The 26,999-nt window shown below is 71.3% G+C and carries 25 protein-coding genes; 10 read left to right on the top strand and 15 right to left on the bottom strand.

Annotation, left to right across the window (positions count from 1 at the left end; all coding sequences use genetic code 11):
• Nucleotide 1: 1 nt before the first annotated feature.
• From ABIC70_RS20625 to ABIC70_RS20650, 6 genes are all read right to left on the bottom strand, one after another.
• Nucleotides 2-406, bottom strand: a complete 405-nt coding sequence (locus ABIC70_RS20625; protein WP_354440905.1) for a CidA/LrgA family protein — start codon at nucleotides 404-406, stop codon at nucleotides 2-4.
• A 15-nt stretch (nucleotides 407-421) separates the two neighbouring features.
• On the bottom strand, nucleotides 422-883 hold the full coding sequence (locus ABIC70_RS20630; RefSeq protein WP_043346719.1) for a tellurite resistance TerB family protein: 462 nt from the start codon (nucleotides 881-883) through the stop codon (nucleotides 422-424).
• Nucleotides 884-997: 114 nt separating this feature from the next.
• Nucleotides 998-1,807 carry a DJ-1/PfpI family protein gene (locus ABIC70_RS20635; protein ID WP_354440907.1) on the bottom strand — a complete coding sequence of 270 codons (810 nt, stop codon included), beginning with the start codon at nucleotides 1,805-1,807 and terminating at the stop codon, nucleotides 998-1,000.
• 16 nt (nucleotides 1,808-1,823) lie between these two features.
• On the bottom strand, nucleotides 1,824-2,522 hold the full coding sequence (locus ABIC70_RS20640) for a TenA family protein (RefSeq protein WP_170861868.1): 699 nt from the start codon (nucleotides 2,520-2,522) through the stop codon (nucleotides 1,824-1,826).
• A 3-nt stretch (nucleotides 2,523-2,525) separates the two neighbouring features.
• Nucleotides 2,526-3,200, bottom strand: coding sequence for a response regulator (locus ABIC70_RS20645; RefSeq protein ID WP_043346723.1), 675 nt, complete (start codon nucleotides 3,198-3,200; stop codon nucleotides 2,526-2,528).
• Complete coding sequence (locus ABIC70_RS20650; RefSeq protein WP_274927729.1) at nucleotides 3,197-4,678, bottom strand: ATP-binding protein; 1,482 nt, start codon at nucleotides 4,676-4,678, stop codon at nucleotides 3,197-3,199. The genes ABIC70_RS20645 and ABIC70_RS20650 overlap by 4 nt, the downstream gene beginning before the upstream one ends.
• Nucleotides 4,679-4,955: 277 nt before the next feature.
• Between ABIC70_RS20650 and ABIC70_RS20655 the strand changes: the two genes are divergently transcribed.
• The gene (locus tag ABIC70_RS20655; protein ID WP_043382878.1) at nucleotides 4,956-5,843 is read left to right on the top strand and encodes a hypothetical protein; all 888 of its coding nucleotides are present in this window, start codon (nucleotides 4,956-4,958) and stop codon (nucleotides 5,841-5,843) included.
• A gap of 53 nt (nucleotides 5,844-5,896) precedes the next feature.
• On the opposite strand, the gene ABIC70_RS20660 is transcribed toward ABIC70_RS20655, so the two are convergent.
• Nucleotides 5,897-7,648: a DEAD/DEAH box helicase gene (locus tag ABIC70_RS20660; protein ID WP_043382876.1), complete on the bottom strand. Its 1,752-nt coding sequence runs from the start codon at nucleotides 7,646-7,648 to the stop codon at nucleotides 5,897-5,899.
• Nucleotides 7,649-7,997: 349 nt separating this feature from the next.
• Here ABIC70_RS20660 and ABIC70_RS20665 point away from each other — a divergent pair, with 349 nt between their 5' ends.
• A complete protein-coding gene (locus ABIC70_RS20665) occupies nucleotides 7,998-9,095 on the top strand; it encodes a calcium:cation antiporter (RefSeq protein WP_354440910.1) in 1,098 nt (365 codons plus the stop codon).
• Between the two features lie 133 nt (nucleotides 9,096-9,228).
• Here ABIC70_RS20665 and ABIC70_RS20670 read toward each other — a convergent pair whose 3' ends face one another.
• Together ABIC70_RS20670 and ABIC70_RS20675 are read right to left on the bottom strand one after the other, a co-directional pair.
• Complete coding sequence (locus ABIC70_RS20670) at nucleotides 9,229-9,978, bottom strand: FAD-binding oxidoreductase (protein ID WP_081948670.1); 750 nt, start codon at nucleotides 9,976-9,978, stop codon at nucleotides 9,229-9,231.
• On the bottom strand, nucleotides 9,953-10,558 hold the full coding sequence (locus tag ABIC70_RS20675) for a sulfite oxidase-like oxidoreductase (RefSeq protein ID WP_043758763.1): 606 nt from the start codon (nucleotides 10,556-10,558) through the stop codon (nucleotides 9,953-9,955). The genes ABIC70_RS20670 and ABIC70_RS20675 overlap by 26 nt, the downstream gene beginning before the upstream one ends.
• A gap of 159 nt (nucleotides 10,559-10,717) precedes the next feature.
• On the opposite strand from ABIC70_RS20675, the gene ABIC70_RS20680 reads away from it, so the two are divergent.
• Nucleotides 10,718-11,020 (top strand): hypothetical protein, encoded by a 303-nt coding sequence (locus ABIC70_RS20680; protein ID WP_043382873.1) that lies wholly within the window; start codon nucleotides 10,718-10,720, stop codon nucleotides 11,018-11,020.
• Here ABIC70_RS20680 and ABIC70_RS20685 read toward each other — a convergent pair.
• The 3 genes from ABIC70_RS20685 to ABIC70_RS20695 form a co-directional block, all read right to left on the bottom strand.
• Nucleotides 10,990-11,958, bottom strand: a complete 969-nt coding sequence (locus ABIC70_RS20685) for a DMT family transporter (protein WP_051976076.1) — start codon at nucleotides 11,956-11,958, stop codon at nucleotides 10,990-10,992. The genes ABIC70_RS20680 and ABIC70_RS20685 overlap by 31 nt on opposite strands.
• Nucleotides 11,955-12,230, bottom strand: coding sequence for a translation initiation factor IF-1 (gene infA / locus ABIC70_RS20690; RefSeq protein WP_012320343.1), 276 nt, complete (start codon nucleotides 12,228-12,230; stop codon nucleotides 11,955-11,957). The genes ABIC70_RS20685 and infA overlap by 4 nt, the downstream gene beginning before the upstream one ends.
• A 224-nt stretch (nucleotides 12,231-12,454) precedes the next feature.
• Nucleotides 12,455-13,591, bottom strand: coding sequence for a branched-chain amino acid ABC transporter substrate-binding protein (locus tag ABIC70_RS20695; protein ID WP_053609486.1), 1,137 nt, complete (start codon nucleotides 13,589-13,591; stop codon nucleotides 12,455-12,457).
• A gap of 202 nt (nucleotides 13,592-13,793) precedes the next feature.
• Between ABIC70_RS20695 and ABIC70_RS20700 the strand changes: the two genes are divergently transcribed.
• The 3 genes from ABIC70_RS20700 to ABIC70_RS20710 all read left to right on the top strand — a co-directional run bounded on the left by ABIC70_RS20700 (nucleotide 13,794) and on the right by ABIC70_RS20710 (nucleotide 18,664).
• Nucleotides 13,794-14,999 (top strand): amino acid aminotransferase, encoded by a 1,206-nt coding sequence (locus tag ABIC70_RS20700; RefSeq protein WP_043761359.1) that lies wholly within the window; start codon nucleotides 13,794-13,796, stop codon nucleotides 14,997-14,999.
• 4 nt (nucleotides 15,000-15,003) lie between these two features.
• Nucleotides 15,004-16,041: a hydroxyacid dehydrogenase gene (locus ABIC70_RS20705; RefSeq protein WP_354440913.1), complete on the top strand. Its 1,038-nt coding sequence runs from the start codon at nucleotides 15,004-15,006 to the stop codon at nucleotides 16,039-16,041.
• Between the two features lie 619 nt (nucleotides 16,042-16,660).
• Complete coding sequence (locus tag ABIC70_RS20710) at nucleotides 16,661-18,664, top strand: TonB-dependent siderophore receptor (RefSeq protein ID WP_354440915.1); 2,004 nt, start codon at nucleotides 16,661-16,663, stop codon at nucleotides 18,662-18,664.
• Between the two features lie 16 nt (nucleotides 18,665-18,680).
• On the opposite strand, the gene ABIC70_RS20715 is transcribed toward ABIC70_RS20710, so the two are convergent.
• From ABIC70_RS20715 to ABIC70_RS20725, 3 genes are all read right to left on the bottom strand, one after another.
• Complete coding sequence (locus ABIC70_RS20715) at nucleotides 18,681-19,478, bottom strand: hydroxypyruvate isomerase family protein (RefSeq protein ID WP_053609489.1); 798 nt, start codon at nucleotides 19,476-19,478, stop codon at nucleotides 18,681-18,683.
• 3 nt (nucleotides 19,479-19,481) lie between these two features.
• Nucleotides 19,482-20,153, bottom strand: a complete 672-nt coding sequence (locus ABIC70_RS20720) for an aspartate/glutamate racemase family protein (protein ID WP_053609490.1) — start codon at nucleotides 20,151-20,153, stop codon at nucleotides 19,482-19,484.
• Nucleotides 20,154-20,239: 86 nt separating this feature from the next.
• The gene (locus tag ABIC70_RS20725) at nucleotides 20,240-21,280 is read right to left on the bottom strand and encodes a LacI family DNA-binding transcriptional regulator (RefSeq protein WP_053609491.1); all 1,041 of its coding nucleotides are present in this window, start codon (nucleotides 21,278-21,280) and stop codon (nucleotides 20,240-20,242) included.
• A gap of 223 nt (nucleotides 21,281-21,503) precedes the next feature.
• Between ABIC70_RS20725 and ABIC70_RS20730 the strand changes: the two genes are divergently transcribed.
• From ABIC70_RS20730 to ABIC70_RS20745, 4 genes are all read left to right on the top strand, one after another.
• On the top strand, nucleotides 21,504-22,811 hold the full coding sequence (locus tag ABIC70_RS20730) for an alpha-hydroxy acid oxidase (protein WP_354440918.1): 1,308 nt from the start codon (nucleotides 21,504-21,506) through the stop codon (nucleotides 22,809-22,811).
• Nucleotides 22,812-23,166: 355 nt separating this feature from the next.
• Nucleotides 23,167-23,997 (top strand): NAD-dependent epimerase/dehydratase family protein, encoded by an 831-nt coding sequence (locus tag ABIC70_RS20735; protein ID WP_354440920.1) that lies wholly within the window; start codon nucleotides 23,167-23,169, stop codon nucleotides 23,995-23,997.
• Between the two features lie 119 nt (nucleotides 23,998-24,116).
• The gene (locus tag ABIC70_RS20740) at nucleotides 24,117-24,818 is read left to right on the top strand and encodes a molybdate ABC transporter substrate-binding protein (RefSeq protein ID WP_354440922.1); all 702 of its coding nucleotides are present in this window, start codon (nucleotides 24,117-24,119) and stop codon (nucleotides 24,816-24,818) included.
• A gap of 548 nt (nucleotides 24,819-25,366) precedes the next feature.
• Entirely contained in the window at nucleotides 25,367-26,998 is a 1,632-nt protein-coding gene (locus ABIC70_RS20745) for an ABC1 kinase family protein (RefSeq protein WP_043382852.1), read from the top strand.
• The last annotated feature ends 1 nt before the right edge of the window (nucleotide 26,999 follow it).

A 26,999-nucleotide genomic window follows, 5' to 3' on the forward strand; every position in this document is an offset into this window, starting at 1 on the left:
GTCAGGGCTCTCCGTCGGGTCGACGCCGTTCGACCTGGGCGGCCACGGCACGGAAGACCAGGACGGTCACCAGCAGCGACAGCGCCGTCGAGACGATCAGCACGAGGGCGAGCTTGGCACCCTGGGCCCGCAGCAGGTCGAGGCGGCCGACGACGCCGACCCCCGCCGGAACGAACAGGAGCGACAGGTTCATCAGCAGGCCGCGCGCCGTCGTTTCGAGCGTCCCATCGGTGAGCGGCTTCGGCAGGAAGCGCGACAGGCCGAGCCCCGCGCTGTCGCGCAGCAGCAGGAACGCGAACATCAAGCCCATGCCGATCACCGGCCCCGGCACCGGCACGCCCGCGCCGCGCGCCAGGACCTCGCCCAGCAACTGGGCGAGCAGGATCAGCGCCAGACTGGCGATCATGGCGGGACGCGAGGGCTAGGCGGCCGCGACACCCTGTTGACCGCTCCGCCGGGCGGCCGAGATGGCGGCCTCGTCGAAGCCGAGCAGGCGGCCGAGGCGCTCGACCAGGGCCTCCTCGAACTCGTCGACGTTGCCGTCCGCCGCCGCGACCGACCACGCCATGGTCAGCAGCTCTTCGCGCTCGGCCCGGTCGGCCTCGTGGGGGATCATCTCCACGAGGCTCGCCACGTCGCGCACCTCCGAGTCCATGGCGGCGGCCCGCTCGATCAGGGCCCGTGCCGCATCCGGCCCGTCGGCGTAATGACCCTGGACGAGGCGCGACAGGCGCTCGCTCTCGGCCGGCGCCAGAATGCCGTCGACGCGGGCGACGTGGACGAGGAGCGCCGTGGCCGCGAGATGCGTCTCGTCCACGGTCTCGGGGTTGCCGACGCCGAGAGCCTCGGCCGCGTAGGCGCGCAGGCGTGCGATCAGGGACATGGCGGCTCCGGGGGGATCGTGCAGCGCAACAGTTCGGTCCCCGGCGTCGCTCCGTCAAGCACGGCGCCGCACGTGGCGCCCGACCGTGGCGAAGTTGCATCGCCAGCGCGGCCCTCAACGGCGCGCCACGGCCTCGGCCCCCGTCACCAGCGGCGCGAGAATCACCTCGGCGGCCCGGACCACGGCCGGACCGGCCTCCGCCGGTGTGCCGGCCCGGAACGGCGGTGCCGGAGCGTATTCGGCGACGAGCTGCGCGGTGCGGGCGTAGTCGGCCCCGCGCAGGCGGGCGGCGAGCGCCAGCCCGAGGTCGAGCCCCGCCGAGACCCCGGCCGCGGTGACGCGGTTGCGGTCGAACACGACGCGCTCCGCCACCGGTTCGGCGCCGAGGAGCGGCAGCACCGCGTCGCGCACGCTCCAGTGCGACGTCGCGCGGTAGCCTCGCAGAAGGCCGGCCGCCCCCAGGATCAGCGATCCCGTGCAGACGCTGACGACCCAGCCGGCCCGGGCGGCGCGGTCGCGCAAAAAGGCGAGGAGCGCCGCATGGCCCATCTGGGCGGGCGTGCCGTCGCCTCCGGGCACGAACAGGACGTCGAGATCCGCCGGGCAGGTCGCGAAGCTGTGGGTCGCCACCAGGGCGAGGCCGGTATCGCTCGTGACGGGACCGGTCTCCGCACCGACGAGGTGGAGGCTGCCCGGAGCGAGGCCGGCCAGGAAGGTCTGCGGGCCCACGAGATCGAGGGCGGTCAGGCCCGGATAGAGCAGCATGGCGATCCGGACGGGGCGGTCCGGCGGGATCGGCTCCGGCGAAATCGGGTCCGGCGCGTCTGCAGAGCCAGCGGCCTGCGCCGGACGGAGCGGCCAGACCAGGGCGGCGGCGAGTGCCGCGGCGACGAGATCCCGGCGGCGAGCCTCCGGCGCGGTCACGGGCGCGCCGGGCCGGTCACAGGGACCAGGCCGCGTCGCGGTAGGCGCTGTCCCAGAACTGCCATTCCAGCCGGGTGGCCTGCGTGAAGGCCTGATGCATCCGCGCGCGCTCGGCCGCCGACGCGTCCCGCGCGGCCCGATCCGTGGCGGCGATCATGGCCGCCACCGCCTCGGCAAAGTCAGCCCCCGCATAGGTGTCGATCCAGGCGCGGTACGGGTTGCCGGGCGCGGCGCGGGCGAAGATGTCGTCGCCCACCGCCTTGTAGATCCAGAAGCAGGGCAGCAGCGCGGCACAGACCACCGCGAAGGGCTCGGCATAGGCGGTGGCGAGCAGGTAGCAGACGTAATGATCGCAGGCCGGCGTCAGGGGCGTGGCCGCGAAGGTCTCCGGGCCGATGCCGTAGTCGCGGAAGAAGCCGCCATGGAGCGCGCGCTCGACGACGATCGCTTCCTGCGCGGCCCGGGAGAACTGCACGATCGCGTCGGGATCCGGCGCCTTCGCGGCGGCGAGGCTCAGCGCCCGGCCGAAGCCGATCAGGTAGTGCGCGTCCTGCACGATGTAGTGCCGGAACCGACCCTGCGGCAGCGTTCCGGCGGCGAGTTCGGCATTGAACGGCATCGACCGGATGGTCTCGTAGGCGGCGGCGTTGCGCGCCCAGGCCTCCTGCGAGAACGAGACCGGCGCGCCCGCCTCGGCCAGTCCGAGAGACGCCACGCCCTAGCCCTGCCGCTGCGCGTGGGTGACGGCGACGTGGATCAGCTCGGCGAGGGTGCGCACGCCAAGCTTCTGGCGCATCTGCGAGCAGGCATTCGTCACGGTCTTGTAGCTCACCGACAGGTCGGCCGCGATGGCGCCGTAGGAGCGGCCCTGGGCGAGGCGCGCTAGGATCTGCTGCTCGCGGGGGGTCAGCTGCGATTCCGGTGCGCGGCGGGCGTCGGCGCGCAGCATCGCCACCTCGGTGGCCAGCCGCCGGTCGAGGTAGACCTCGCCGATACGCACCTTGGCGAAGGCCTCGAACAGTTCGGCGGAGGCGTGATCCTTGAGGACGTAGCCGAGGGCCCCCGCCTCGAGGGCGCGGGCGACGATCACCGGGTCGTTGTGCATGCTGAAGACGAGGATGCGCGTCTCGGGCGCCACCGCCCGGATGCGCCGGATCAGGCCGAGGCCAGCCATGCCGCTGCCCTGGAAGGTCAGGTCGCAGATCACCACCGGCGGACGGAGCCGGTGGAAGATCCGGTAGCCGCCGACGACGGTGGTCGCCTCCGCGATGGTCTCCACGCCGGAATCCTCCAGGACGCGTCGACAGCCCTGCAGGACGATGGGGTGATCATCGATGACGAGAACCGGCAGGCGCGTGGCGGCGGCGTCGATCTGGGATGCGATGGCGTTCATGCGCTCGGCGCGGTGCTGGTCTCGTCGCCCCGGTCAGGCGGAACGGGGATCATGATCCGGACGATCGCCCCGGGGCCGGCATTGTCAAGGGCGAAGGTGCCGCCGAGGGCCTCCACGCGCTCGCGCATCCCCGACAGACCGAGCCCGGTGCCGTGTTCCGGGGGGATTCCGGTGCCGTTGTCGCGGATGGTGAGGTCGAGCCGGCCCTCGGCCTCGGTCGCCTCGGCCTCCACCCGGGTCGCGGCGCCGTGCCGCACGGCGTTGGTGGCGCTCTCCTGCACGCAGCGGAACACCGTGAGGTCCACGAGGTCGCCGTAGCCCTTGGCCAGACCGTCGAACCGGCCCACGAAGCTGAGGCCGGGGTGGCGCTGCCCGAAGCCGCGCAGGAGCAGGTCCAGGCAAGTCGCGAGCGGCGCCTGCCCGAGTCCGTGCGGCCGCAGGCGGTTCAGAAGCTCCCGGTTGACCGTCTGGACCTGGCCGACGATGGCGCTGATTTCGGCCGCCCGGGCGGCGAGCTTCTCGCGGCTGGGCTCGGCGGAGCCGGAGGCGATACGGCCGATCGAGGCGGCGTTGGCCTCCAGGGCGAACAGGCAGGGGCCGAACTCGTCGTGCAGCTCCAGGGCTGTCCGGCGGCGCTCGTCGTCCTGGGCGGTCAGAAGCTGGCGGTTGAGGCGGCCGTTGGCGGCCCGGACCTCGCCCAGGGCCTCGGCGACCTTGTTGAACCGCTCGGCGATCACCGCCAGCTCCCGGGCACCGGGCGGCTCCAGGCGGGCCGTGTAGTCGTGATGCTCCAGCTGGGTCAGGCCGGCGCCGAGCCGCCGCAGCGGCGCGAGGATCCGGCCCAGGGCGATGTAGAGGGCGATCAGCATCGCGGCGTTGATCGCCAGGGTGGTCAGCGAGAGCGCACGGGCATAGCCCCAGATCTCGTCGATCTCGTCCATCGGCTGCGTGGTGATCTGCGCCGTCCCGAGGCGACGCCCGTCGACGACGATCGGCAGGGCGTGGCGCTCGATCGGCGGCATGATCAGGTCGGCGAACCAGTGGGGTGCCTCCCGGTCCGCGCGGGTCGGCGGCAACGGCCGGCCGATCTGGTCGCCATCCGCATCGAGCACCGCGACCCGGACATGCCGCAGGACCTTGAAGCGGAGGTCGAGCGTCTGGAGCAGCGTGTCGGGGGAGGCCGTGTCGGACAGGCGGATCGTGTCGGCCACCAGCGACTCGACGGTGGCGAGGGAGGCGCGGGTCTCGACGCGCACCGCCGACCGGGCGTTCAGCACGATGACCGCGCAGGAGATCAAAGCCGCGAAGGCATCGATGAGCAGCACCACCGCGACGAGCCGCGCGCGCGTCGACCAGCCGGACCAGGGCCAAAGGCCGGGGCGGGGTCTCTTCGGCGCGGCGGGTACCGCGGATCTCGGGGTCAGGGTCGGGCTCGTATTCACGCCGTGACGCATAGCGACCGTGCCGGCGAAGTCCATGCCGCGCCCCGCGGCCGACCGGGCCATGGCCGCGCGGACCCCGACGCACGCTTCGGCACGGGCGGTCCGAATACCGATTCTTAAGCGGCGGCGCGTTATGTTGTGGATAGCCGGGTCACGACTGGCTGGGCTGGCAATTCGGGCCGACATCATTGCGCCGTATTGCAGCTTCTCTATCGCCAACAGAGTCGAACCAGCTTCGAATCCTCGAAGAGTGGCGGCCGGTCATGGGGAGCCCGGTCGCGCGCGGCGTGTATCGAGTCAGAGACCCCGGACCATGATCGATCTCAACCTCGACCCGTCCGAGACCCGGCCCGACCGGAGGCCGTCGGCCAAGCCCGGGCCGTCGCTGAACCTCAAGGTCGTGCTGTTCGGCGTAGCCGGCGCGGGCGCGCTGGTGGGCTTCGGCGTTGCCGCCTCGACGGTGATGGCCGGCCTCGCGGCGCCGACGCCGGTGCGGATCGTCGCGTCCAAGCAGGCCGCCGATTGGCCAGAGCTGAAGGACGGGCTGCCCGTGATCAAGGGCTCCGTCCAGGCAGCGCCGGCGGCGGCGGTGCCCGCCAAGCCCGAGGCGCCGGCCCTGCGGATGGTCGCGCTGCCCGAGGCCTTCTCGCCCATCGTGACGCCCGCGAAGGCCCCCGCCGCCCCGCCCTCGGCCGCCTCACAGCCCGCCAAGGTCGCCGCGGCACCGGTCCCGCCGACGCAGCGCATCCCGGTCCCGACCCCCGTTATGCCGGTGGCGGCCACGCGGGAGGTCGCGCCGCTGGCGTCGACCCGCACGGCATCGCTCCAGACGCCCCGCGCGTCCGAGACGGTCCGGGCCCGCGAACTCGTTGAACCGGCCGTGCCGAATCCGGCTCCCGCGACCGAGCGGACCGAGCGCCCGGCGCCGGTCGAGCGCGCCGAGAAGGTCGAGCGCGCCCAGAAGATCGAGCGCCCCGAGAAGCCCGCCTCGAAGGCGGTGGCGACCCGCAAGGCGCCTGCGCCGGCGCGGGCGGCCGAGAAGGCCACCGGCACTGCGCCCGCGACCGTGGCTCAGGCAGAACCCGCCGAGGCGGAGGACACCGAGGTGCTCGGGATCAAGCTCCCGTCCCTCGCACCGGCCGGTCGGAAGCTGAAGGAAAGCGTCGACGCTCTCGGCAACGCCGTAAAGAACGTGTTCTGACCCGCGGCTCCGGCCCCGCGCATGGGGGCCGGACAAGTCTTCCGATCCGGCGCTCAGGCCCGTCCGGAATGGCGCCCGGCCTTATCGCTCTTCGGCCCGGTGCGATCCACCTTGCGCTGGTGCTTCCCGGCGCGCGGGCTCGCAAAACCCTTCGGACCACCCGGTCGGTCCCTGCGCTCATCCGGCCCCGCATCGCCCACCAGCGCCTCGACCTGGATATCCGGCGAGCCGTTCCGGGCGAACGCTTCGGCAAAGCGTGCCGCCGCGTTGCCCCGCACCTCGAACTTGGTCTCGCGGTCGAAGATCCGGATCGCGCCGATCTCCTGACGCCCGATGCCGCCCCGCCGGGTCAGCATCGGCAGCAGACGGCGCGGGTCGGCGTTGTCGCGGCGGCCGAGGTTGAGGCGGAACCAGACGGCCGGCCCCATGGCGGCGATCCGCTCCGGATCCATCGGGTCGTAGGGCGGCCGCTCGCCCCGGGGAGCGCGGCCCTCTCCGGGATCGCTGACCTCTTCGGGAGCCGGCAGGCGGGTGCGGTAGACGCGGGCCAGCAGGGCAGCCAGTTCCTCCGGGCTCTTGCCGGCGAGCAGCGTCTCGGCGAGCGCGACATCCTCCTCGGCGGGCGGCTCGGCGAAGAGCGGATCCGAGAGCATGCGCTCGCCGTCGAGGCGCCGGATCTCGTCGGCCGAGGGCGGCCCCGACCATTCGGGGCTCACCTTGGCGATGGCGAACATCTGCTCGGCGCGGCGTCGCCGGGAATTGGGGATGAGCAGCACCGAGGTGCCTTTGCGGCCGGCGCGACCGGTACGGCCGCTGCGGTGCTGGAGCACCTCGGCATCGTGCGGCAGGTCCGCGTGGATGACGAGGCTCAGGGACGGCAGGTCGATGCCGCGGGCGGCCACGTCGGTGGCGACGCAGACCCGGGCGCGGCCGTCGCGCAGGGCCTGGAGCGCGGCATTGCGCTCGCCCTGGCCGAGTTCGCCCGACAGCGCCACCACGGAGAAACCCCGCTCGGTCAGGCTGGCCTGGAGATGGCGGACGGCGTTGCGGGTGTTGCAGAAGACGATCGCGGTCGCGGCATCGGCCTCGCGCAGGAGGTTGAGCACGACGTGCTCGGTCTCCCGCGGCATGATCCGCACCGCCCGGTAGGCGATGTCGGCATGTCCCTTGGTTTCGCCCTTGATCGCCAGACGGAGCGCGCCGTGCTGGTAGCGCTCGGCTAGCGTCTCGATCGCCTTCGGCAGGGTCGCGGAGAACAGGTAGGTGGCCCGCTCCGGCGGCGTCGCCGAGAGGATGAACTCGATATCCTCCCGGAAGCCGAGATCGAGCATCTCGTCGGCCTCGTCGAGGACCACGGCCCGCAGGGCCGTCGGGTCGAGGTTGCGGCGCTCGAGGTGATCGCGCAGGCGCCCCGGCGTGCCCACCACGATGTGGGTGCCCTCCGCCAGCATCCGGCTTTCACGGCGCGGGTCCATGCCGCCGACGCAGGCCGCGACGCGGCCGCCGGCGGGCCCGTACAGCCAGGACAGCTCGCGCTGCACCTGCAGGGCGAGTTCCCGGGTCGGGGCGATCACGAGGGCCAGGGGCGCCGCCGGGGGCGGCAGCTGGTCGGCCTCCCCGATCAGGATACTGGCCATGGCGAGGCCGTAGGCCACGGTCTTGCCGGAGCCGGTCTGGGCCGAGACGAGGAGGTCGCGGGAGCCGGCGGCGGCCTCAAGCACGGCGGCCTGGACCGGGGTCGGATCGGCATAGCCGCGGTCGCTCAGGGCCCGCGCGAGGGGGGCGGGCAGGGTCGGGAAAGGCAAGCTTCGGAAACTCTCAACGGCCGTGCCGCGCCCGGCAGCGCGCCATCGCGCGGCGGGGGAATCAGGCGCCGGACTTTATTCGGGTGCCAAGACGGTAACGCGTCGCGAGCCGCCTGACCACTCCCGCCGCAGCATGGGGCGGTTGCAGGCGCTCAATCCGGGACGCGCCGGTTGCGGGGTGCTCGAACCTCCGCCCTCACGATGGGCCGTGGACCGCGTCCTTGCGAGCGGTGCGAAGCCGGGACGAAGCCGGGACGAAGGGCCGACTCTGGTGCGGCGACCTGCTAAGGCACGGTCAAGTTTCGCCTGTCGCAGCCGCGACGCGCCCCGACCGGAGTACACGTTCATCATGATGGCAGCCCTGCGGGTGGCGGTAGCCTGGGCGACGGTTCTGGCCTTCGCGTGGTTCGGCAAGGACTGGCTCGGAAACCTGTCGCGGCCGCTCTTCGCCGGCGGCCTGTTCGCGTGGCTGCTCGCGGTGATCGTCTGGGCGGCCTTCGGGGTGGTGCACGAGGCCGAGGAACTGGCCCACCGTCTGGGCGAGCCCCTGGGCACCCTGGTGCTGACCCTCTCGATCGTCATCATCGAGGTGGCGCTGATCTCCGCCGTGATGCTGTCGGCCAAGGACGCGCCGACGCTGGGACGCGATACGATGTTCGCGGTCCTGATGATCGTGCTGAACGGCGTGGTCGGGCTGGGCCTCCTGGTCGGCGGCCTGCGCCATCACCAGCAGCGCTACAACCTTCAGGGCGCCTCGGCCTTCCTGTCGGTGATCATCCCGCTCACCACCATCGCGCTGATCATCCCGAACTTCACCAGCTCCACCAGCGACGGCACCCTGACGATCCTGCAGGCGGTGACGTTCTCGGTGTTCACCCTCGCGCTCTACGGCGTGTTTCTGCTGATCCAGACCGGCCGCCACAGCGACTTCTTCATCGATGCGGAAGTCCGCGAGAGCGCCGAGGCGCCCCACGGCGCCGACTCGATCTCGGGGGGCGGCATCGCCAAGCATATCGGGCTGCTGCTCGCCAACGTCCTGCCGATCGTGATCCTCGCCAAGAGCCTCGCGGTGATCCTCGACCACGGCATCGCGGCCCTCGGCGCGCCCTCGGCGCTGGGCGGCGTGCTGATCGCCGCCATCGTCTTCACCCCGGAGGGGATCTCGGCGTTGAAGGCGGTGGCCCGCAACGAACTCCAGCGGGCGATCAATCTATGCCTCGGCGCGGCCACCTCGACGGTGGGCCTCACCGTGCCGGCGATCCTGACCATCGGGCTGCTCACCGGCCAGACCGTGGTGCTCGGCCTCAAGCCCACCGAGATGACCCTCCTCGCCGTCACGCTGATCCTCAGCGCGCAGACCTTCTCGGGTTCGCGCACCACCGTGCTGGAGGGCGCGGTGCATCTCGTGCTGTTCTTCGTCTACCTCGTGCTGATCTTCAGCCCGTGATCCTCGCGGGGATCGGGTTCGTCACCGACGGCCTTTCCTCTGCGCACTCCGTGACGGGCTCCGTCAGGTCCTGAAGACGGGGACCCGATCGACTCCGCCCTCGCCCCGCCATGCCGGCGCGGGGCCCCGGCGCTCAGGCGCCGAAGCGCTCGGTGCGGATCAGGCCCGGCGCGACGCCCTCCGCCAGGATCAGGTCCGAGGCTGCGGCCACGAACCGGTTGGAGCCGCAGAGGAAGACCTTCCCGGGCGCCCCGATCCGCGCGAGGGCATCGGCGACGAGGGGCGCGTCGATCCGCTTGCCGCCGGGCTCGCGCGTCGTCGCAAGATGCAGGGAGAAGTTGGGATCGGCTTCCGCGAGCCGCTCCAGCTCGGCCACCGCGATGGCCTCCGCCCGGGTGCGGGCCGAATAGATCAGCGCCGCCGGGATCTGCCGCCAGCCCTGCGCCCGCCGCCGCAGCATCGCCAGGAGCGGCACCACGCCCGACCCGCCGCCGCCCAGGAGCAGCGGCCCGCCATCGGGGCCGTCCCAGGAGAACGAGCCGCCGATCGGCCCGCGCAGCTCGACCCGGTCGCCGATTTCGGCCAAATGCGAGAACCAGCCCGAGACTTCGCCGTCCGGCAGGGCCTCGATCATCAGCTCCAGTGTGCCGCTGCCGTCCTGGGCCGAGGCGATGGAGTAGCTGCGCTGCGCCTGGTAGCCGTCCTCGGCGGTGAGGCGGACATCGACGTGCTGCCCGGCCCGGTAAGCCTCGGCGAGGCTGCAGCGCAGACGGACGCTCCTCACGTGCGGCGTGACCGGCGAGAGCGCGGTGATCTCCGCCTCGTGCCAGCGGAAGACGACGGGCTCGATCACCGACTCAATCACCGATGTAGCGCTGCTCACGCCAGGGATCCCCGTACATGTGGTAGCCGCGCAGCTCCCAGAAGCCGGCCGTGTCCACCTGGGTGAAGCGCAGGCCCTTCACCCATTTGGCACTCTTCCAGAAGTAGAGGTGCGGCACGAAAAGCCGCGCCGGGCCGCCGTGATCGGGATGGATCGGCTGGCCCTCGTAGCGCGTCGCCACCAGGGCGCGACCGCCCACGAGGTCGGCCACCGGCACGTTCGTGGTGTAGTCGTCGTGGGATTCCGCGAGCAGGAAGTTCGTCGGCGCCTCGATCCCGGCATCCGCCAGCAGGTCGTCGAAGCTGACGCCTTCCCAGGTCGTGTCGAACTTCGACCACTTGGTGACGCAGTGGATGTCGCCCTTCCAGGTGGTGCGAGGCAGCGCCTCGAATTCCGCCCAGCTCCACGCCTTGATCGGCCGCGACCCCGCGCGCAGCGTGAACGTCCAGGTGGCCAGGTCAACGGTCGGGTTGGGGCCGATCTGGAGGATCGGGAAATCCTCGGTGAGATACTGACCCGGCGGCAGGCGCGCGCCCGTTTCCGGCGGCTGCCTGCGTCCGACGAAGCCCCGTGTCACCATGCCGGTCGCCGCCCCTCTCGCTCTCCCCCCGGGTTTGGTGCGGCGGAGCACCTCGCGTCAAGCCGGCATGTGCGGCCGAACAAACGCCCCAAAGCTCGGGTGTGCTAGCAGGACTGTGCCGATCGATCGGCGCGAATCGCCTGCTTTCAGGGGGATGTCATGAAGTACCTTCTCGCGACGAGCCTGGTCGTCGGGAGCCTCGCCACCCTCGCACCGGCCGCCCAGGCCCGCGACGGGATCGGTGCCGGCGGCGCGGCCGCCCTCGGCGTGCTCGGCGGCCTGGCGGTCGGCGGCGCCATCGCGTCGGCCAACAACGGCTACTATCCGGGCCGCCCGGTCTACCGCGCCCCGCCGCCGGTCTACGTCGAGGAGGATTACGGCCCGGTCTGCCACTTCGAGCGCCGCCGGACCATCGATCCCTACGGCGACGTCTACATCCGCCGCGTCCGCGTCTGCGAATAAGCGGCTTCCGGAGTCGCCTCCGCGGCGAGCGCCGGTTTCAGGCGCTCGGCGCAGGCGATCCCGGCCAACACCAGGGCCAGGGCGAGCGCTTGCGTCGCCCCGAACGGCTCGCCGACCAGCAGGACGGCGAGGATCGCGCCGAAGATCGGCACGAGGTTGACGAACAGGCCGGCGCGGTTCGGGCCGATCTGCTCGACGCCGCGCATGAAGAAGAGCTGCGCCAGAAGCGACGGCCCGAGGCCGACGAAGGCGACCATGATCCAGCCCGCGCGGTTGGGCCAGACGGCGTGCCCCGTCGCCCACTCGACGGCCAGGGGCGGCAGGGATGTGACGAACGCCGCGATGGCCATCGCGGCGAAGAACACGAGCGCCGGCACCTTCGGGCGCGTCGGCAGGACGACCGTGTAGCCCGCGTAGAGCAGGCAGGCCGCGAAGACGAGCACGTCGCCGCGGTTGAAGGCGAGGTTCGTCAGCACCGACCAATCGCCATGGGTGGCGGCGAGCCCCGCGCCGATCAGCGTCAGAACGACGCCGAGCACCTGCCCAGGCGTGACCGGCACCCGGTAGGCGAGCCGGTTCAGGACGATCACCAGGACCGGGATCGCCCCCTGGAACAGGGCGAGGTTGATCGCGCCGGTATGAACGCCGGCCGCATAGAACAGACAGTTGAAGGCCGTGTAGCCCAGGCCGCCCATCAGCAGGATGCGCAGCCAGTGGGGCCGAAGCTCCGGCCAAGCGGCCAGGAGGCGGGTGCCGGCCAAGGGCATGAGGACCAGGCAGGCGACCGCCCAGCGGAGCGTCGTGATGACCTGGGGCGAGACGTGGCCGGGCGCCCAGCGGCTGGTGACGGCGTTGCCGGCCCAGAGGAGCGCCGTGACGGTCAGCAGCAGGTAGGCGGACGCGGCCGGGGAAGCCCGGCTCGCGCCCCGGATCCTCACCGGCGGCGGAACTGGCCGCCCCGCACGGGCGGACGGGGACCGGACGAGCGCTCGTCCTTGTGGCGGAACACGAGGCGCCCCTTCTCAAGGTCGTAGGGCGACATCTCGACCGTGACCCGGTCGCCGGCCAGCGTCTTGATGCGGTTCTTCTTCATCTTGCCGGCCGTGTAGGCCACGATCTCGTGGCCCTGGTCGAGCTGCACGCGGTAGCGCGCGTCCGGCAGGATCTCGATCACGAGACCGTCGAACTGCATCAATTCTTCTTTCGCCATGCACCTTCTCCAGTCGGACCGTCCGGCAGCAGGCGTTCCGGCAATGCGTGTTCAGCTGTCATCGAGCTCGGGAAACGCCGCAGGGCGCGGATCCGATCCGGTGGACCGCCCGCGCCAGCTCAGCAGCACCGCCCGCATGTAGTCCCCGCGGGAACCCGCCGCAAGTCACGGACGCCGAACCCGTTCCGTCATCGACACGTTTCGCCGGTTTTCATCGCCGGCTTTCAGGGCTCCGCGTCGTTGCCGGCATAGTCGAGGCGCCCATCCGCGGTCCGGCGCCAGATCCGGAGGGCGATCGGCGCTGCGGAGCGGTCGCCCCGGGCATCGAAGGCCACCGATCCGAGCAGCGTCCGCGACGGCCCCGCCCGCAGGGCCTCGGCCACCTTGCGGCCGTCGGCGATGCGGCCGGTCTTCGGATCGGCCGCCCGGGCGCGCTCGGTCGCCTGGGTCAGGAGCTCCACGGCCGCGTAGGCCCCGGCCGCGACGCTCTCGGCCTCGGGACTCCGCGGCGCCGGGCGGGCGCCGCGCGGTTCGGGCAGGCGCGGCGGATCGGGCGCCAGGGTCATCACGGTCCCGTCCCCGTCTGCGCCGGCCGCCGCGGCGAAGCTCGGGTCGAGGATGCCATCGCTCGCCACCAGGGTCGTGCCGAGGCCGGCCGCGCGCAAAGCGCGGAGCAGGGTGGCGGCATCGGGCGCGAGCCCGCCGAAATACACCGCATCGAGCCGCGCCGCCCTCAGCCGGGCGACGAGGTCCGAGAAATCGCGGCTGCCCCGGGCGAAGCCGTCGAACAGCACCTCCGGCGTGCCGGCCTCCTTCAGACGCGCCGCCACCGCGTCGGCGAGGCCCCGGCCGAAGGTGGAGCGGTCGCTGAGGATCCCGACCCGGCGCCCCGCGAAGGCCTTCGCCAGGTAGGCTCCGGCCGCCCGGCCCTGCTGGGCGTCGCTCGGGCCCAGGCGGAACAGGTTCCACAGGCCCCGGCCGGTGAGCGGCCCGTAGGCCGCCGCGGGCGCCACCATGACGGCCCCGGCCTCCTCGTAGACGGGCGCCGCGGCCGCGACCGCCCCGGATTCGAGCGGCCCGACCACGAGGCGCACGCCGTCGGCGGCGAATTTCCTGGCGTTCGCGGCGGCCTGCCGGGCCTCGCCGCCGTCGTCGGCGGGGACCAGGACCCAGCGCGGGCGCCCGCCGGCGGCGCGATTGAGATCGGCCACCGCCTGCTCGGCCCCCTGCCGGAGCCCCTGGCCGAAGGCGGCGTCCGGCCCGGTCAGCGGGGCCGATAGCCCGATCCGGACCGGAGCCTGCGCGACGGCCGGGCTAGCCGCGAGGAGACCGGCGAGGATCGGGATGAGGCGACGCATCATGGCGGCACTCTAGGGCCGTCGGAGCCCCATCCGGAAGAGCGACGTCACCGGATCGTTGAACGGATCGGGACGCTGATGCGCGCAGAAGCGCTGGCGGGCGGGCGCGATGTGCGGAATAAGGGCGTCGGCCCGGCCCGTCGCCGGGCGTGCCGGCGCCCCTCCAAGCGTCGCCGGCCGAGACCCTCTGGGACGATTGACGATCATGACCTCGCTGTTCGCCGGCATCCAGGACGCGCCGCTCGACCCGATCATGCGCCTGTTCGAGGCCTTCAACGCCGACCCGAGCCCGAAGAAGCTCAACCTCGTCGTCGGCGTGTACACGGATGCGGACGGCAAGGTGCCGCGCCTGCGCGCCGTGCAGACCGCCGAGAAGCGCTGGATCGAGAAGGGCCTGCCGAAGACCTATCGTCCGATCGAGGGCACCAAGCCGTTCCGCGACGCGGTCCAGGAGCTGCTGTTCGGGAAGGGCGCGCCGATCCTGTCCCAGAACCGGGCGGCGACGCTCCAGAGCATCGGCGGCACCGGCGCCCTGAAGACCGGCGCGGACGTGCTGGCTAAGCTCTTCCCGAACGCCACCGTGGCGGTGAGCAATCCGAGCTGGGAGAACCACAAGGCCCTGTTCACCCAGGCCGGCTTCACCGTGGTCGACTATCCCTACTTCTCGGCCGAGACCGGCGGCGCCGACTATCCGGCCATGAAGGCCTATCTCCAGGATCTGCCGAAGGGGTCGATCGTGGTGCTGCACGCCTGCTGCCACAACCCGACCGGCGCCGATCTGAGCCTCGACGAGTGGCGCGACCTCGTGCCCCTGATGGCGGAGCGCGGCCTGATCCCGTTCCTCGACATCGCCTATCAGGGCTTCGGCAACGGCCTCGATGCCGATGCCGAGCCGGTGCGCCTCTTCGCCGAGTCGGGCCAGGAGTTCCTCGTCGCCTCCTCGTTCTCGAAGTCGTTCTCGCTCTACGGCGAGCGCGTCGGCGCGCTCACCATCGTGGCCGAGAATCCGGCCGCGAAGGCCAAGGTCGAGTCCTTCGCCAAGCGCCTCGTCCGGGCGAGCTACTCGAACCCGCACACCCACGGCGCCGCGATCGTCGAGATCGTGCTCACCGATCCGGAGCTGCGCGCCGACTGGGAGCGGGAGCTCGGCGAGATGCGGGACCGGATCCGCGCCATGCGTGAGCGGATGGCCGACAGCCTGCAGCAGCGCCACCCCGAGCGCGGCTTCGACGCCATCAAGACGCAGAAGGGCATGTTCTCCTACACGGGTCTCAGCCCCGCGGAGGCCACCCGCCTGCGCGAGGAGCACGAGGTCTACGCCCTGGAGACGGGCCGGATCTGCGTGGCCGCGGTCAACACCCACAACATCGACCACGTCATCGATGCGATCGACGCGGTGGTGAAGGGCTGAACATGTGGCGGCCCTCAAGCGCGTTTGCCGGTTCAACGTCTGGATCGATCCGGCCTTCGACGAACGCCTGAGGGCCGAGCCCGATATCGACCTGCAGGTGGGCGACCTGCAGGGCCCGGAGGACAAGCTCCGGGCGCTTCTGGCGCAGGCCCACGTCTTCCACGTCTCTCCGGCGCGGAACGAGCTGCCGCTCCGCTGGCACGTGAGCGACGCCCTGCTGGCCGAATGCCCGAACCTTTTGGCGGTCTCGTCGGGCGGGGCGGGCTTCGACACGGTGGACGCCGCTGCCTGCACCCGGGCCGGCGTCGCGGTGGTCAACCAAGTGGGCGGCAATGCCCGCTCGGTGGCGGAGCTGGCGATCGGCCTGATGCTCGCCGTCTCGCGCAAGATCTGCGTCTCGGATCGCCTGCTCCGGACCGCGCGCGGCTTCACCCGCGAATCGCTCATGGGCCACGAGATCGGCGGCGCGACCCTGGGCCTGATCGGGATCGGGCATACCGGCCGGGCGGTCGCCAAGCTGGCCCGCGGCTTCGACATGCGGGTCCTCGCCCACGATCCCCTGCTCCCGGACGCCGAGATCCGGTCCCGCGGCGCAGAGCCGGTGGACCGGGCGCGGCTGCTCGCCGAGTCCGACATCGTCTCCCTGCACTGCCCCCTCGACGACACGACCCGGGGCAGCTTCGACGCCCGGGCCTTCGCGGTGATGAAGCCGGGGGCGCTGTTCATCACCACGGCCCGGGGCGGCATCCATGACGAGGCGGCGCTCGCCGCAGCGCTCACCGCCGGACACCTCGCGGGGGCGGGCCTCGATGTCTGGACGCCGGAGCCGCCGCCCCTCGATTCGGTCCTGCTGCAGCTCGACACCGTGGTGGCGACCTACCACACCGCCGGCGTCACCCACGAGGCGCGGCGCACCGTAGCGGCCTGGGGCGCGGAGCAGATCATCGGCCTGCTCCGGGGCGAGACGCCGCCGCGGCTCGTCAACCCGGAGGTCTGGCCCGCCGTGCTGGAGCGTCGGGCTCGGCTGCTCGGCGGCGCCTGACCGCGAGCCGGTGCCGGGCTGAAGAAGCTTCGCCTCCGCGTCGATATTGGACGCCGGCTAAGCCGCGACGTCGCGCCGTGATCCCGGGTCGAAGGCGATCCCGTTGCCGCAGGCTGCATGCCGGAGGCGGGCGATCCGGAGCCGGGGTCCGTGCGAGATCTTCTCGCCTCGGTGGGGCCGGATCCCGGGCTCGGCGAAGCGGCCCGAGATGATGGGGCCGAACGGCTCCGATACATCCACCGCTCGCTCGTCCACACACGAGCACCGGAAGTTCGAGGCAACAACGGAGCTGCTCAACCGTACGCCGCGCGCTCCGCCAGCCCGGCCGAACTGTCGATCCCGATCAGATTGTAATTATTCGAAATCTAGCTTTGCGAACCCTTTCGCAATCAAGCTTGACCGTGAATGTTTCTGCACCGTATCTGGCGCCATCCGAAACAGAACGGTCGACATCGTGGTTTGGCGTAACTGTGCAAGACCTTGCACGCAGGCATCGCGCGGCGTTTCCAGGCGCGCGGCCCGAATCTCTCTCTTCCTCGCTCCAGTATTTCTTCCGACTTCCGGCTGGGCACAACCTATCGTTGACAACTCCCAGGAGGTCCAGCTCGAGGAGCTCTCGGTGGCCGGGACCGGCGACGGGCCGTCCCGCATCGACGGCTACCGGGCCACGCGGGCGGTGAGCGCCACGCGGACCGACACGCCCGTGCGCGAGGTGCCCCAGACCATCGTGGCGGTGCCGCAGGAGGTGCTGGAGGACGCGGCGGCCACGCGGATCGACACGGCCCTCGACCTCGCGGGCGTCGGCCGCGGCAACAATTTCGGCGGCCTCGGCCTGACCGAATTCACGATCCGCGGTTTGGCCACCGGCGAGTATTACCGCAACGGGTTCCCGATCAACCGCGGCTACCCGAACAGCCCCGACATCGTCTCCATCGAGCGCATCGAGGTGCTGAAAGGACCGTCGGCCTTCCTGTACGGCCGCGGCGACCCCGGCGGCACCTTCAACATCGTGACCAAGCAACCCCTCGCGGCGCGCTCCCTCACGGTCGGCACGCAGTACGGCAGCTTCGGCGCAAAGCGGAGCACCTTCGACGCCACGGGCGCCCTCGACGAGAGCGGGCAGGTTCTGGCGCGCGTCACCGGCGCCGTCGAGGACAACGGCAGCTTCCGGGACTTCGTCACCAGCGACCGCTACGCCCTCGCCCCGGTCATCGCCTGGAAGCCGAACGCGGACACGACCATCACCCTGGAGGGTGACTTCATCAGCACGGCGCAGACTTTCGACCGCGGCGTCGTCCCGTTGGGGGGCAACCTGCGCGCCCTGCCGCGCAGCCGCTTCATCGGCGAGCCGGGCCTGCCCCCGGCCCATGTCGACAACGCCCTCGGCCAGCTGCGGGTCGAGCACCGGTTCGACCAGGACTGGGTGCTGAATGCCGGGGCCCAGGTGCTCGGCGGGAACCTGTCGGGCTACGGGGTCGGCGCCATCGGCCTGCTGCCGAACGGGCGGACCCAGAGGCGGACGCTGGAATGGCGGGACCTGACGTGGTCCGACCTCGACCTGCAGGTGAACCTCGCGGGCAAGTTCGAGACCGGCCCGTTCCGCCACACGCTCCTGCTCGGGCTGGAATACGAGCTCTATCGCTATCGCGAGGTGTTCGACCGCTCGAATGTGGCGACGAACCCGTTCCTCCTCGATCTGCTCGCGCCCCGTTACGGACAGCCGCTGCCGCCGATCACCGCGCGGGTCACGAATTTCCTGCAGAAGACGGAGAGCTACGCCGGCTTCGTGCAGGACCAGATCGACCTCACGCCCCGTCTCCATGCCCTGGTGGGCGTCAGGGTCGAGGACCTCGGGCTGGTCTCGACGAACAACCTGACCAAGGCCACCACCGGCCTGCAGGGCCTGGTGGCGACGCCGCGCTTCGGCCTGCTCTACGACCTGACCGACACGGTGGCGGTCTACGGCAACTACGCGCGCTCCTTCCGGCCCAATATCGGCACGGATCGCAGCGGCCGGCCCTTCGCGTTCGAGGCGGGCGAGGGCTACGAGGCCGGCGCGAAGGTCAGCCTCCTCGACGGCCGTCTCGATGCCACCGCCGCCCTGTTCGAGATCCGACGCTCCAACATCCTGAGCACCGATCCGGTCGACCCGAATTTCAGCGTGGCCACCGGCACGGTCCGCAGCCGCGGCTTCGACCTGACCGCCGCCGGCTACCTGGCCCCGGGCTGGCGCGTGATCGGGACCTACACGCGGGTCGACGCCACCGTCGCCCGCGACAACACCCTGCCGGTCGGCACGCGCATCGCCAACGTGCCCGCCAACAGCCTCGCGTTCCAGACCGTCTACGAGTTCCAGAGCGGCGACCTGAAAGGGCTCGGGCTCGGCGGCGGCCTCGACTTCGTCGGCCGGCGCGCCGCGGGAACGGCGCTTTCGACCTTCAACCTGCCGCAATACACGCTGGTCAACCTGATCTCGTACTATCAGATCGCACCGGGCGTGCGGATCTACCTGAACGTCGACAACGTGTTCGACGCGACGTTCTACGATCGCGCGTTCCAGAACCGCTACGCGACGCCGGGGCAGCCCCGCACGATCATCGGCGGCGTCGCCGCCCGGTTCTGAGGATCCGGCCCGAACCCTAGACCGCCGCCGCCCGAATCCAGCCGAGCCCCGCCTCGGTGCCGGCGGCGGGGTGGTACTCGCAGCCGACGAAGCCGGAATAGCCGACCGCCTCCAGGGCGGCGAAGATCGGGTCGAAGGCGATCGTGCCGGTCCCGGGCTCGTGCCGTCCGGGATCGTCGGCGATCTGGACATGGGCGATGAGCGGCGCGTGCGCCCGGATCAGCGCCGCCGGATCGTGGCCGAGGCAGACGCAGTGATAGGCGTCGAACAGCAGCTTGACGTTGTCGCGGCCGATCGCCCGGATCGCCTCGACGGCCACCAGCGGGTCGTCGATCACGTAGTCGGCGATCGAGCCGGGGCCGATCGGCTCCACGATCACCGTCATGCCGCGCGCCCCGGCGGCATCGGCCGCGAAGGCGAGGTTGTCGAGGTAGGTGTCCCAGAGCCGCGCCCGCTCGACCCCCGCGGGACGGACGCCCGCCATCGGGTGGACCATCCGGCAGCCGAGCTGCGCGACGTAGTCGAGGGTCGGCTCGATGGTGGAGCGATAGTACGCGACCCGGTCGGGCAGCGCCGCGAAGCCCTTCTCGCCCTTGGCGGCGTCCCCTGCCGGGAAGCCGGTCTGGACCAGCGGCACGCCCGCCCGTTCCAGCCAGCCCGCGACCTCCCGGGCCGGCGTCGCGAACAGGTTGGGATGCTCGACGGCACGGAACCCCGCCCGGGCCGCCGCCGCGAAGCGTTCGGAGAGCGGCAGCTCCGTGAACAGGAAACCGCAATGGCCGCTGAGACGGTCCTGGAAGGCACCGAGCTTCATGGTTCAGGCGCTCCCGCCGGTCTCGACCATCGCCCGCATCCGGTCGACCGCGGCATGGGGCGCAGTCAGGACCGGGACGTCCACGGCCTTGCGCACCGCCTCGGCCGCCCGGGAGGTGGAGAAATGCGCCAGCATGAGCGCGTCGCAATCGGCAAGCTCCGGTGCCCGCTCGGCGACCAGACGGTTGTGGGTCTCGGCGTCGCCGGCGCGCAGACGCGCCATCGCGTCGTCCACCAGGATCGTCCGCAGGCTCGCCGGACGTCCGGTCTCGGCGACGAATTCCTCGAACTCGTCCGTCATCGTGCCGACCGAGGGGCCGAAAGTCGCCAGCATGCCGATGCGCTCGCCCCTGGCGATGGCGGCACGGAACATCGCCTCGTTCGGCTTGAGCACCGGCACCGGCACGGCCTCCATCAGTCGGTCGATGGCCGGCCCGAAAGCCGAGCAGGTGATCAGGATGCCGTCGGCACCCATGTCGTGGCCGTAGCGGCCGAACCGCACGAAGCGCTCGATCATGGCCTCCGAGATCGCGGCCGGCTCCTTCGCCCGATCCAGCGAGAGACCATCGTCGAGCAGGTTGACCGTCTCGGCCTCCGGCCAGTTCTCCGCGAAGGCGGTCTGGATCGGTGCCATGGCGACCGGTGTCGCGTGCAGGAGGACGATGCGGGGAGCCATGCCGTGTCCCGGGCTGGTCGAAGCGCCGGCCCGCGGCCGGTCGTGGTGTTGTAAGCGATTTCAAATGGGTAGCAAGATAGCGCAGGTCAGGTTCCGCGACGCCCGGGCGGAGCGGTGCTGGCGCGCAGGATCAACGCGGCGTCGATCTCGGTGAGGCGCACCACCGGCTTGCCCTGGATCCGAGCGATCAGGTGGTCGCCGGCGGCGTGCCCGATCTCGGCGGAGTGGATGCGGATCGTCGTGAGCGGCGGGTCCAGGAAGGGCGCGAAGTCGGAATCGTTGTGGCCGATCACCGACAGGTCTCCGGGGATGGAGAGCCCCCGCGCCCGGGCCTCGATCATCGCCCCAAAGGCGATCTGGTCGGTGCCGCAGATGATCGCGGTCGGCGGCTCTCCGCCGGCCAGCATCTGGCGGAATCCGTCGCGGCCGCCGCCGATCCCGTAGGAGATCTCGATGTCGTGCTCCGGTGCGAGACCGAGGCCGCGGGCAGCGAGCGCCGCCGCGATGCCCGTCACCCGGGCGCCGCCGCGATCGTTGTCCTTGCGCAGGCCGGAGATCACACCGATCCCGCGATGCCCGAGATCAATCAGATAGTTGGCCGCCCGGGCCGCCGAGGCGGCGTTGTCGAAGCCCACGCAGGGGCGCTCGCGGGACAGGCTGAAGGTCTGCACCATCGGGATACCGGCGCGGGCAATCCGCGCATGGAGGTCCGGATGGTGGATGTCGCCGACCAGCATCAGCCCGTCGACGCCGCGCTCCAGCAGGAAGGTCGCCTCCCGCAGCTCGTCCTCCAGATCGTAGCCGGCATTGGCGGCGACCAGGGTGTAGCCTGCCTGGCGCAGGCGGTCCTGGAAGCTCGACAGGACACGCACGAAGGCTTCGTTCTCGATGTTAGGCACGACGGCGCCGACCGCCATGAACCGGCGCGTCGAGAGCGCCCGGGCCGCCCCGTTGGCGACGAAGCCGAGGTCCTGCGCGGCGCGCATCACGGCCTCCCGCTTGTCGGCCCGGACACCGGCGAAGCCGTTGAGCACCCGGGAGACGGTGGCGGTGGAAACACCGGCGCGGCGGGCGACATCCCGCGCCACCGGGCCCCGGGATGGCGGGTCGAGAATGTCTCCAGGCAAAGCCCCGGTCTGCTCCCGCGTCGAAATCGTCTGCTTCCCTCAGCCAGCATCGATGGTCCGCGCGATGCGCATCATCCCGGATCGACGGCATATCTGCATCGCGTCGATGCGTGACGCGGCCGGACCTGCGAACCGGCAGTATATTGACACCCCTCTCGCCTCCTGACTATCTGAAAGCGCTTTCAAGACAGCCGTGTATCGGGGCGGCCCGGAGGAGGATCCGATGGCGACGCTCGACCGGCCAGCGTCCGAGTTGAGAACGCCCGAGCGTGCGGCGCCAACCATCGGCGGCGCCGACGCGTCGGCGGCGGGCATCGCCGCCCCGCAGGCGATCGTCACCAGCCTGAAGCGCAGCGACGCGGTCACGCCCTACCGGTTCCGCGACCTGCTGGCGCTCGATGATTTCGAGCGGCACGCACGCAAACGCCTGCCGCCGATGATCTTTCAATACGTGGCCGGCGGGGTCGAGACCGGATCGGCCCTGGCGCAGAGCCGCGGTGCCTATGCCGATTACGCCCTTCTGCCCCGGCTGATGCGGGACACCTCAGGGCGCGACACCGCCACGACGCTGTTCGGCCAGACCTACGCGGCGCCCTTCGGCATCGGTCCGCTGGGTGGCGCCGCCTTCATCGCCTACCGGGGCGACCTCGTCCTGGCCGAGGCGGCGCGGCGGATGAACCTGCCGATGTGTCTGAGCGCGTCCTCGCTGATCAAGCTGGAGGACGTGTACGCCCAGAACCCGCAGGCTTGGTTCCAGGGCTACCTGCCGGGGGATCAGAACCGGATCGACCGTCTGCTCGACCGGGTCGAGGCCACGGGCTACCGGACCTTCGTGGTCACCGCCGATACGCCGACGCTGGGCAACCGGGAGCACAACACCCGCAGCGGCTTCTCCATGCCGATCAAGGTGACGCCCAAGGTGGCGTGGCAGAGCGCGACGCACCCGCGCTGGCTCCTGGGCACCGTCGCCCGGACCTTCCTCCAGCACGGGGCGCCGCATTTCGAGAACACCGAGGCGACGCGCGGACCGCCGATGATGTCGCAGGGGGCGGTGCGCAACACCATCGCCCGCGACCAGCTCTCGTGGAAGAACCTGGAGGCGATCCGCAAGCGCTGGTCCGGCAACCTGCTGGTGAAGGGGCTCCTGGCGCCGGAGGATGTCGAGATCGCCCGGTCGTGCGGCGTCGACGGCGTGATCCTCTCGACCCATGGCGGCCGCCAGCTCGACTACGCCGTCGCCCCCCTCGACGTGCTGCCGGAGATCGCCGCCCGGAAAGGCGGCCTGAAGATCATCGTCGACAGCGGCATCCGCCGGGGCACCGACGTGATGAAGGCCCTGGCGCTCGGCGCCGACTTCGTCCTGCTCGGCCGGCCCTTCATGTTCGCCGCGGCGCTGGGCGGGGTGGCGGGCGTCGAACTCGCCATGCGGATCCTCAAGGAGGAGCTCGACCGCGACATGGCGCTGATCGGCGTGAACCGCCTGTCGGAGCTCAACCCCGATTTCCTCCGCCGCGTCCCGCGGCGGGGCTGAGGCAGGGGCGCCGTTGGCCATGAGCGTCGTGCAGCCGCGGGGCTCACCGCCACCCTCGCCGCTCGCATCGCCGTACCCGATTGCAGCCGACCGTCACGGACTGCGGGACAAAACCCGACATCCGGGACACGGTCCGTTCCGAACGGGCCGCGTGACCGGACGGAATCCGAGCGGAGCGCGGATCCCCTTTCCCGTACGGGAGAGGGGCCCTGCGCGTCGCGAGGTGAGAACTGCATCGCTGCCGTGTATCGTGGCCCCGCCACCGCGCGCAGCTGTCTATCCCTATCGATCGCGCGTTCTCCCACGCCGCACCGGGGACACCGTCGGCCGAGAGCGCTCTCCGGAGCCGCATCCCATGACCACCGAGACCGTCCCGCAGAAACCCGTCCTCTTGACCGGAGCCTCGGGCGCGCTCGGGCGCGTGCTGACCCGCGCCCTCGGCGAACAGGGATGGACCCTCCGGCTCACCGACCGCGTCCCCTTCCCCGACCCCCTGCCCGCGGGGGCGCGCTTCCAGCTTGCCGACCTGGAAGACGGGCCGGCGATCCTGCGGCTGGCCGAGGGCTGTGGCACGATCCTCCACTTTGGGGGGATCTCGGTGGAGCATCCGTTCGAGACGGTGATCGGCCCCAATATCCGCGGCCTCTACCACGTCTATGATGCGGCCCGCCGCGAGGGCGCGCGGATGATCTTCGCCTCCTCGAACCACGCCATCGGGTTCCACCCGCGCTCCGCGGTGCTGGACGACGATTGCAGCCTCGCGCCGGACGGCTTCTACGGCCTGTCCAAGGCCTACGGCGAGCTTATGGGTGGCCTCTACCGCGACAAGCACGGGGTGGAGAGCGTCTTCCTGCGGATCGGCTCGTGCTTCCCGGAGCCCGCCGACGCCAGGATGCTGGCGACCTGGCTGTCCTACGCCGACCTGACCCGGCTGATCGCCCGCGCCACCCTGGCGCCGAGCCTCGGACCGGCCGGTTCGGTGGTGATCTGGGCCGCATCCAACAACAGCCGCATGACATGGTGGCGGCGGGACGGGCGCGCCGTGATCGGCTGGACCCCGCAAGACAGCGCGGATTCCTACGCCGCGGCCCTGGAAGGCAAGACCAGCGGCGACCCGGTGGTCGAGCGCTACCAGGGCGGCGGGTTCGCGGGGATCGATTATTCACGGGCTGCGCCACCGCGGTGACGGCGCCCAGGCTTCCGGGCGACGGCACGCCCCTCCGGACGCCGCATCCTGATGAAGTGCGGGCGCGGCCATCCGATCGGTGGATCGACAGTCGCCCACGCAACCCGATGGAACACGACATGGCAGACGGGCAGACGGTGACACGGCTGAAATGCGCCCTTGTGGTGCGCGGCGCCTTCGACACGCATGTCATCCCGGCCTGCGAGGCCGCGGGTGGCCGGACGGCGATCCACTGGGCGCCGACCACCGTGATCATGAAGGCGCTCGCCGAGGGTGAGCCGGCCGACGCGGTGGTGGTTCTGTCGGACGCCATGGACCGGCTGATCGCGGAAGGCCGCGTGGAGCCCGAGAGCCGGGTCGATGTCGTGCGCTCGCGTTACGGCATCGCCGTCAAGGCGGGCGCTCCTCATCCGGACATCACGAGCGTCGAGGCGCTGAAACGCACCCTCGTGGAGGCGCGGTCCGTGGCTTATTCCCGAGCGGGGGCCAGCGGGATCTACTTCGCCGGCCTGCTGCCGCGGCTCGGCCTCGCCGACGCGGTCAACGCCCGGGCGACCATCATCCCGCAGGGTTTCACCGCCGAGAAACTCGTCTCCGGTGAGGCGGACATCGCGGTCCAGCAGATCAGCGAGCTGATGGTGGTGCCGGGGATCGCGGTGGTCGGCCCCTTCCCCGAGCCGGTGCAGGAGGTGACGACCTTCGCGGCCGCGATCCTGCGCGATGCGACCGACCGGGCCGGCGCCGCCCGGTTCCTGGCCGGCCTGACGACGCCGGCGGCGGCTGCGGCATACCGGGCGAGCGGGCTGGAGCCCGCCTTCTGAAACGCACGATGCGGCCGGATCCGGTCAAGCTCTTGATCGTCGTCGGCACAACCTGCCCCGGAGCGCAGGGGGGGGGCCGGATGAACGTCTCGCTGCCCGGGGCCATCCCGAGGCCATGGAGCCTGGAACCGAAGCGCAGCCGATACGGGCCGCGAAAGGCATGCGAGTGACTGTGCGCGCGCGACCCGGTCCGACGCGATCAGGACAGCGTCGCCGAGGCCTGCGCGGCGGGCGCCACCGCGACGGCCTGTTCGACGCGTTCCGGATGCCGGCATCCCATCCCCGAACGGCGCCTGGACAGTGGGACGTCGGACCGCCCGTGCGCCCCCACTCGCACGCGCACGGGATCGACCCTGTCGCGGACGGCGCGGCTCTCCTGATCGTCCGCATCCGGCACGGGCGGCAGGTTCGGGAACGCGCCCCCGCCTGACGCCTGCGGCGACGGCTCTCTCGGCCGCGACGGGCTTCCCGGGGTTCGCGACCGCAAAAAAGTCCTTATGCTCGTGCTGTCCGGACGCCCAATCCCGTCCGACCGGATCGCCCCACTCATGCTGAAGACAGCCTTCGTTGCCGCCCGCGACCGTCAGCGGCTGTCCGAGATCGCCACGATCCTGATCGGCTTCGGCGTCACCCGCGTCGTGGACCGGCTCGGCCTGCGCTACCTGCCGCTGGTGCCGCGCCGTCAGCCCCGGGTCGACGTCACCCGCCTGTCCGAGCCCGAGCGGCTGCGCCGGGCGATCGAGGCGCTCGGGCCGACCTTCATCAAGTTCGGGCAGGTCCTGGCCAGCCGGCCGGATCTCCTGTCGCCGGCCTGGACCGAGGAACTTCAGAAGCTCCACAGCCAGGTCGTCCCGGTGACGTGGGAGCAGATCGGCCCGCAGCTCGAACTCGATCTCGGCGGCTCGCCCTTCGAGGTCTTCGCCGAGTTCGACACCAACCCGATCGCCTCGGCCTCGATCGCCCAGGTCTACCGGGCGCGGCTGCACTCCGGCGAGGACGTGATCGTCAAGGTGCTGCGACCGAACCTGCGCAAGATCATCGAGGCGGACCTGCGTCTGATGGCGCACGGCGCCCGCATCGTCGAGAACGAGTGGCCCGACATGGCCCGCTACCAGCCGCGGGAGCAGATGCGCCATTTGGCCGACGGGCTGAACGGCGAGCTCGATCTCTTGAACGAGGCCCGCAACTGCGAGCTGCTGGCCCAGATCTTCGAGGACCGCGACGACATCGTCTTCCCGAAGATCCACTGGGAATACTGCTCCGAGCGCGTGCTGGTGCAGGACTTCATCCACGGCATCCCGCCCAACGATGAGGCGGCCCTGCGCGCGGCGGGCATCGACAAGAAGCTGCTCGCCCAGAAGGGCACCGACGCGTTCCTGCAGATGGCGCTGATCGAGGGCGTGTTCCACGCCGATCCGCACCCCGGCAATATGCTGGCCCTGCCCGGCAACAAGATCGGCTTCATCGATTTCGGCATCATCGGCCGGCTGTCGCAGCGGCGGCGCTCGCAGCTGCTCGTGCTGATCGGCGCCATGCTCAAGCAGGATGCCGACGGCCTCATGGCCGTGCTCCTCGACTGGACCGGCACCAGCAACCCGGACCTGACCCGCCTCCAGGTCTCGGCCCAGTCCTTCGTGGAGAGCCACTCGTCGATTCCGCTGAATCTCGGACTGGTGCTCACCGACTTCATGAACATGGCCCGCGAGAACGACCTCGCCATGCCCACCGACCTCGCCATCCTGTTCAAGGGGCTGGTGACCGCCGACGGCGTGATGCGCCACCTCGACCCGAACTTCGACCTGTTCGCCGCCGCCGGTCCCACGGTGCGCGCCAGCATGCAGACGCAGTTCTCGCTCTCGGCCCTCAAGCAGAAGGCCGAGGCTCTGGGCGTGGGTCTGTATGGCGCCGCCTCGGAGCTGCCGACCCTGATCCACCTGATGCTGGTGCGCCTCAAGCAGGGGCGCGTCACCGTCGAGATCGAGGTGAAGGGCCTCGACAAGGTCACCCGCGGCATCGAGCGCGCCGCCGCGCGGGTCGCCGTGGCCCTGGTGGTGGCGGCCTTCGCCACCCAGCTCGCGCCCCGGCTGATCGACCTCGGCACCCCCGTCTTCGTCTCGATCGGATTAATTATTTTCATCCTGGGGATCGGCTGGCTCGTGCTGCTGATGCGAAATAAGTAAC

It is taken from the genome of Methylobacterium sp. 1973, from assembly GCF_040545035.1.
Classification (GTDB): domain Bacteria; phylum Pseudomonadota; class Alphaproteobacteria; order Rhizobiales; family Beijerinckiaceae; genus Methylobacterium; species Methylobacterium fujisawaense.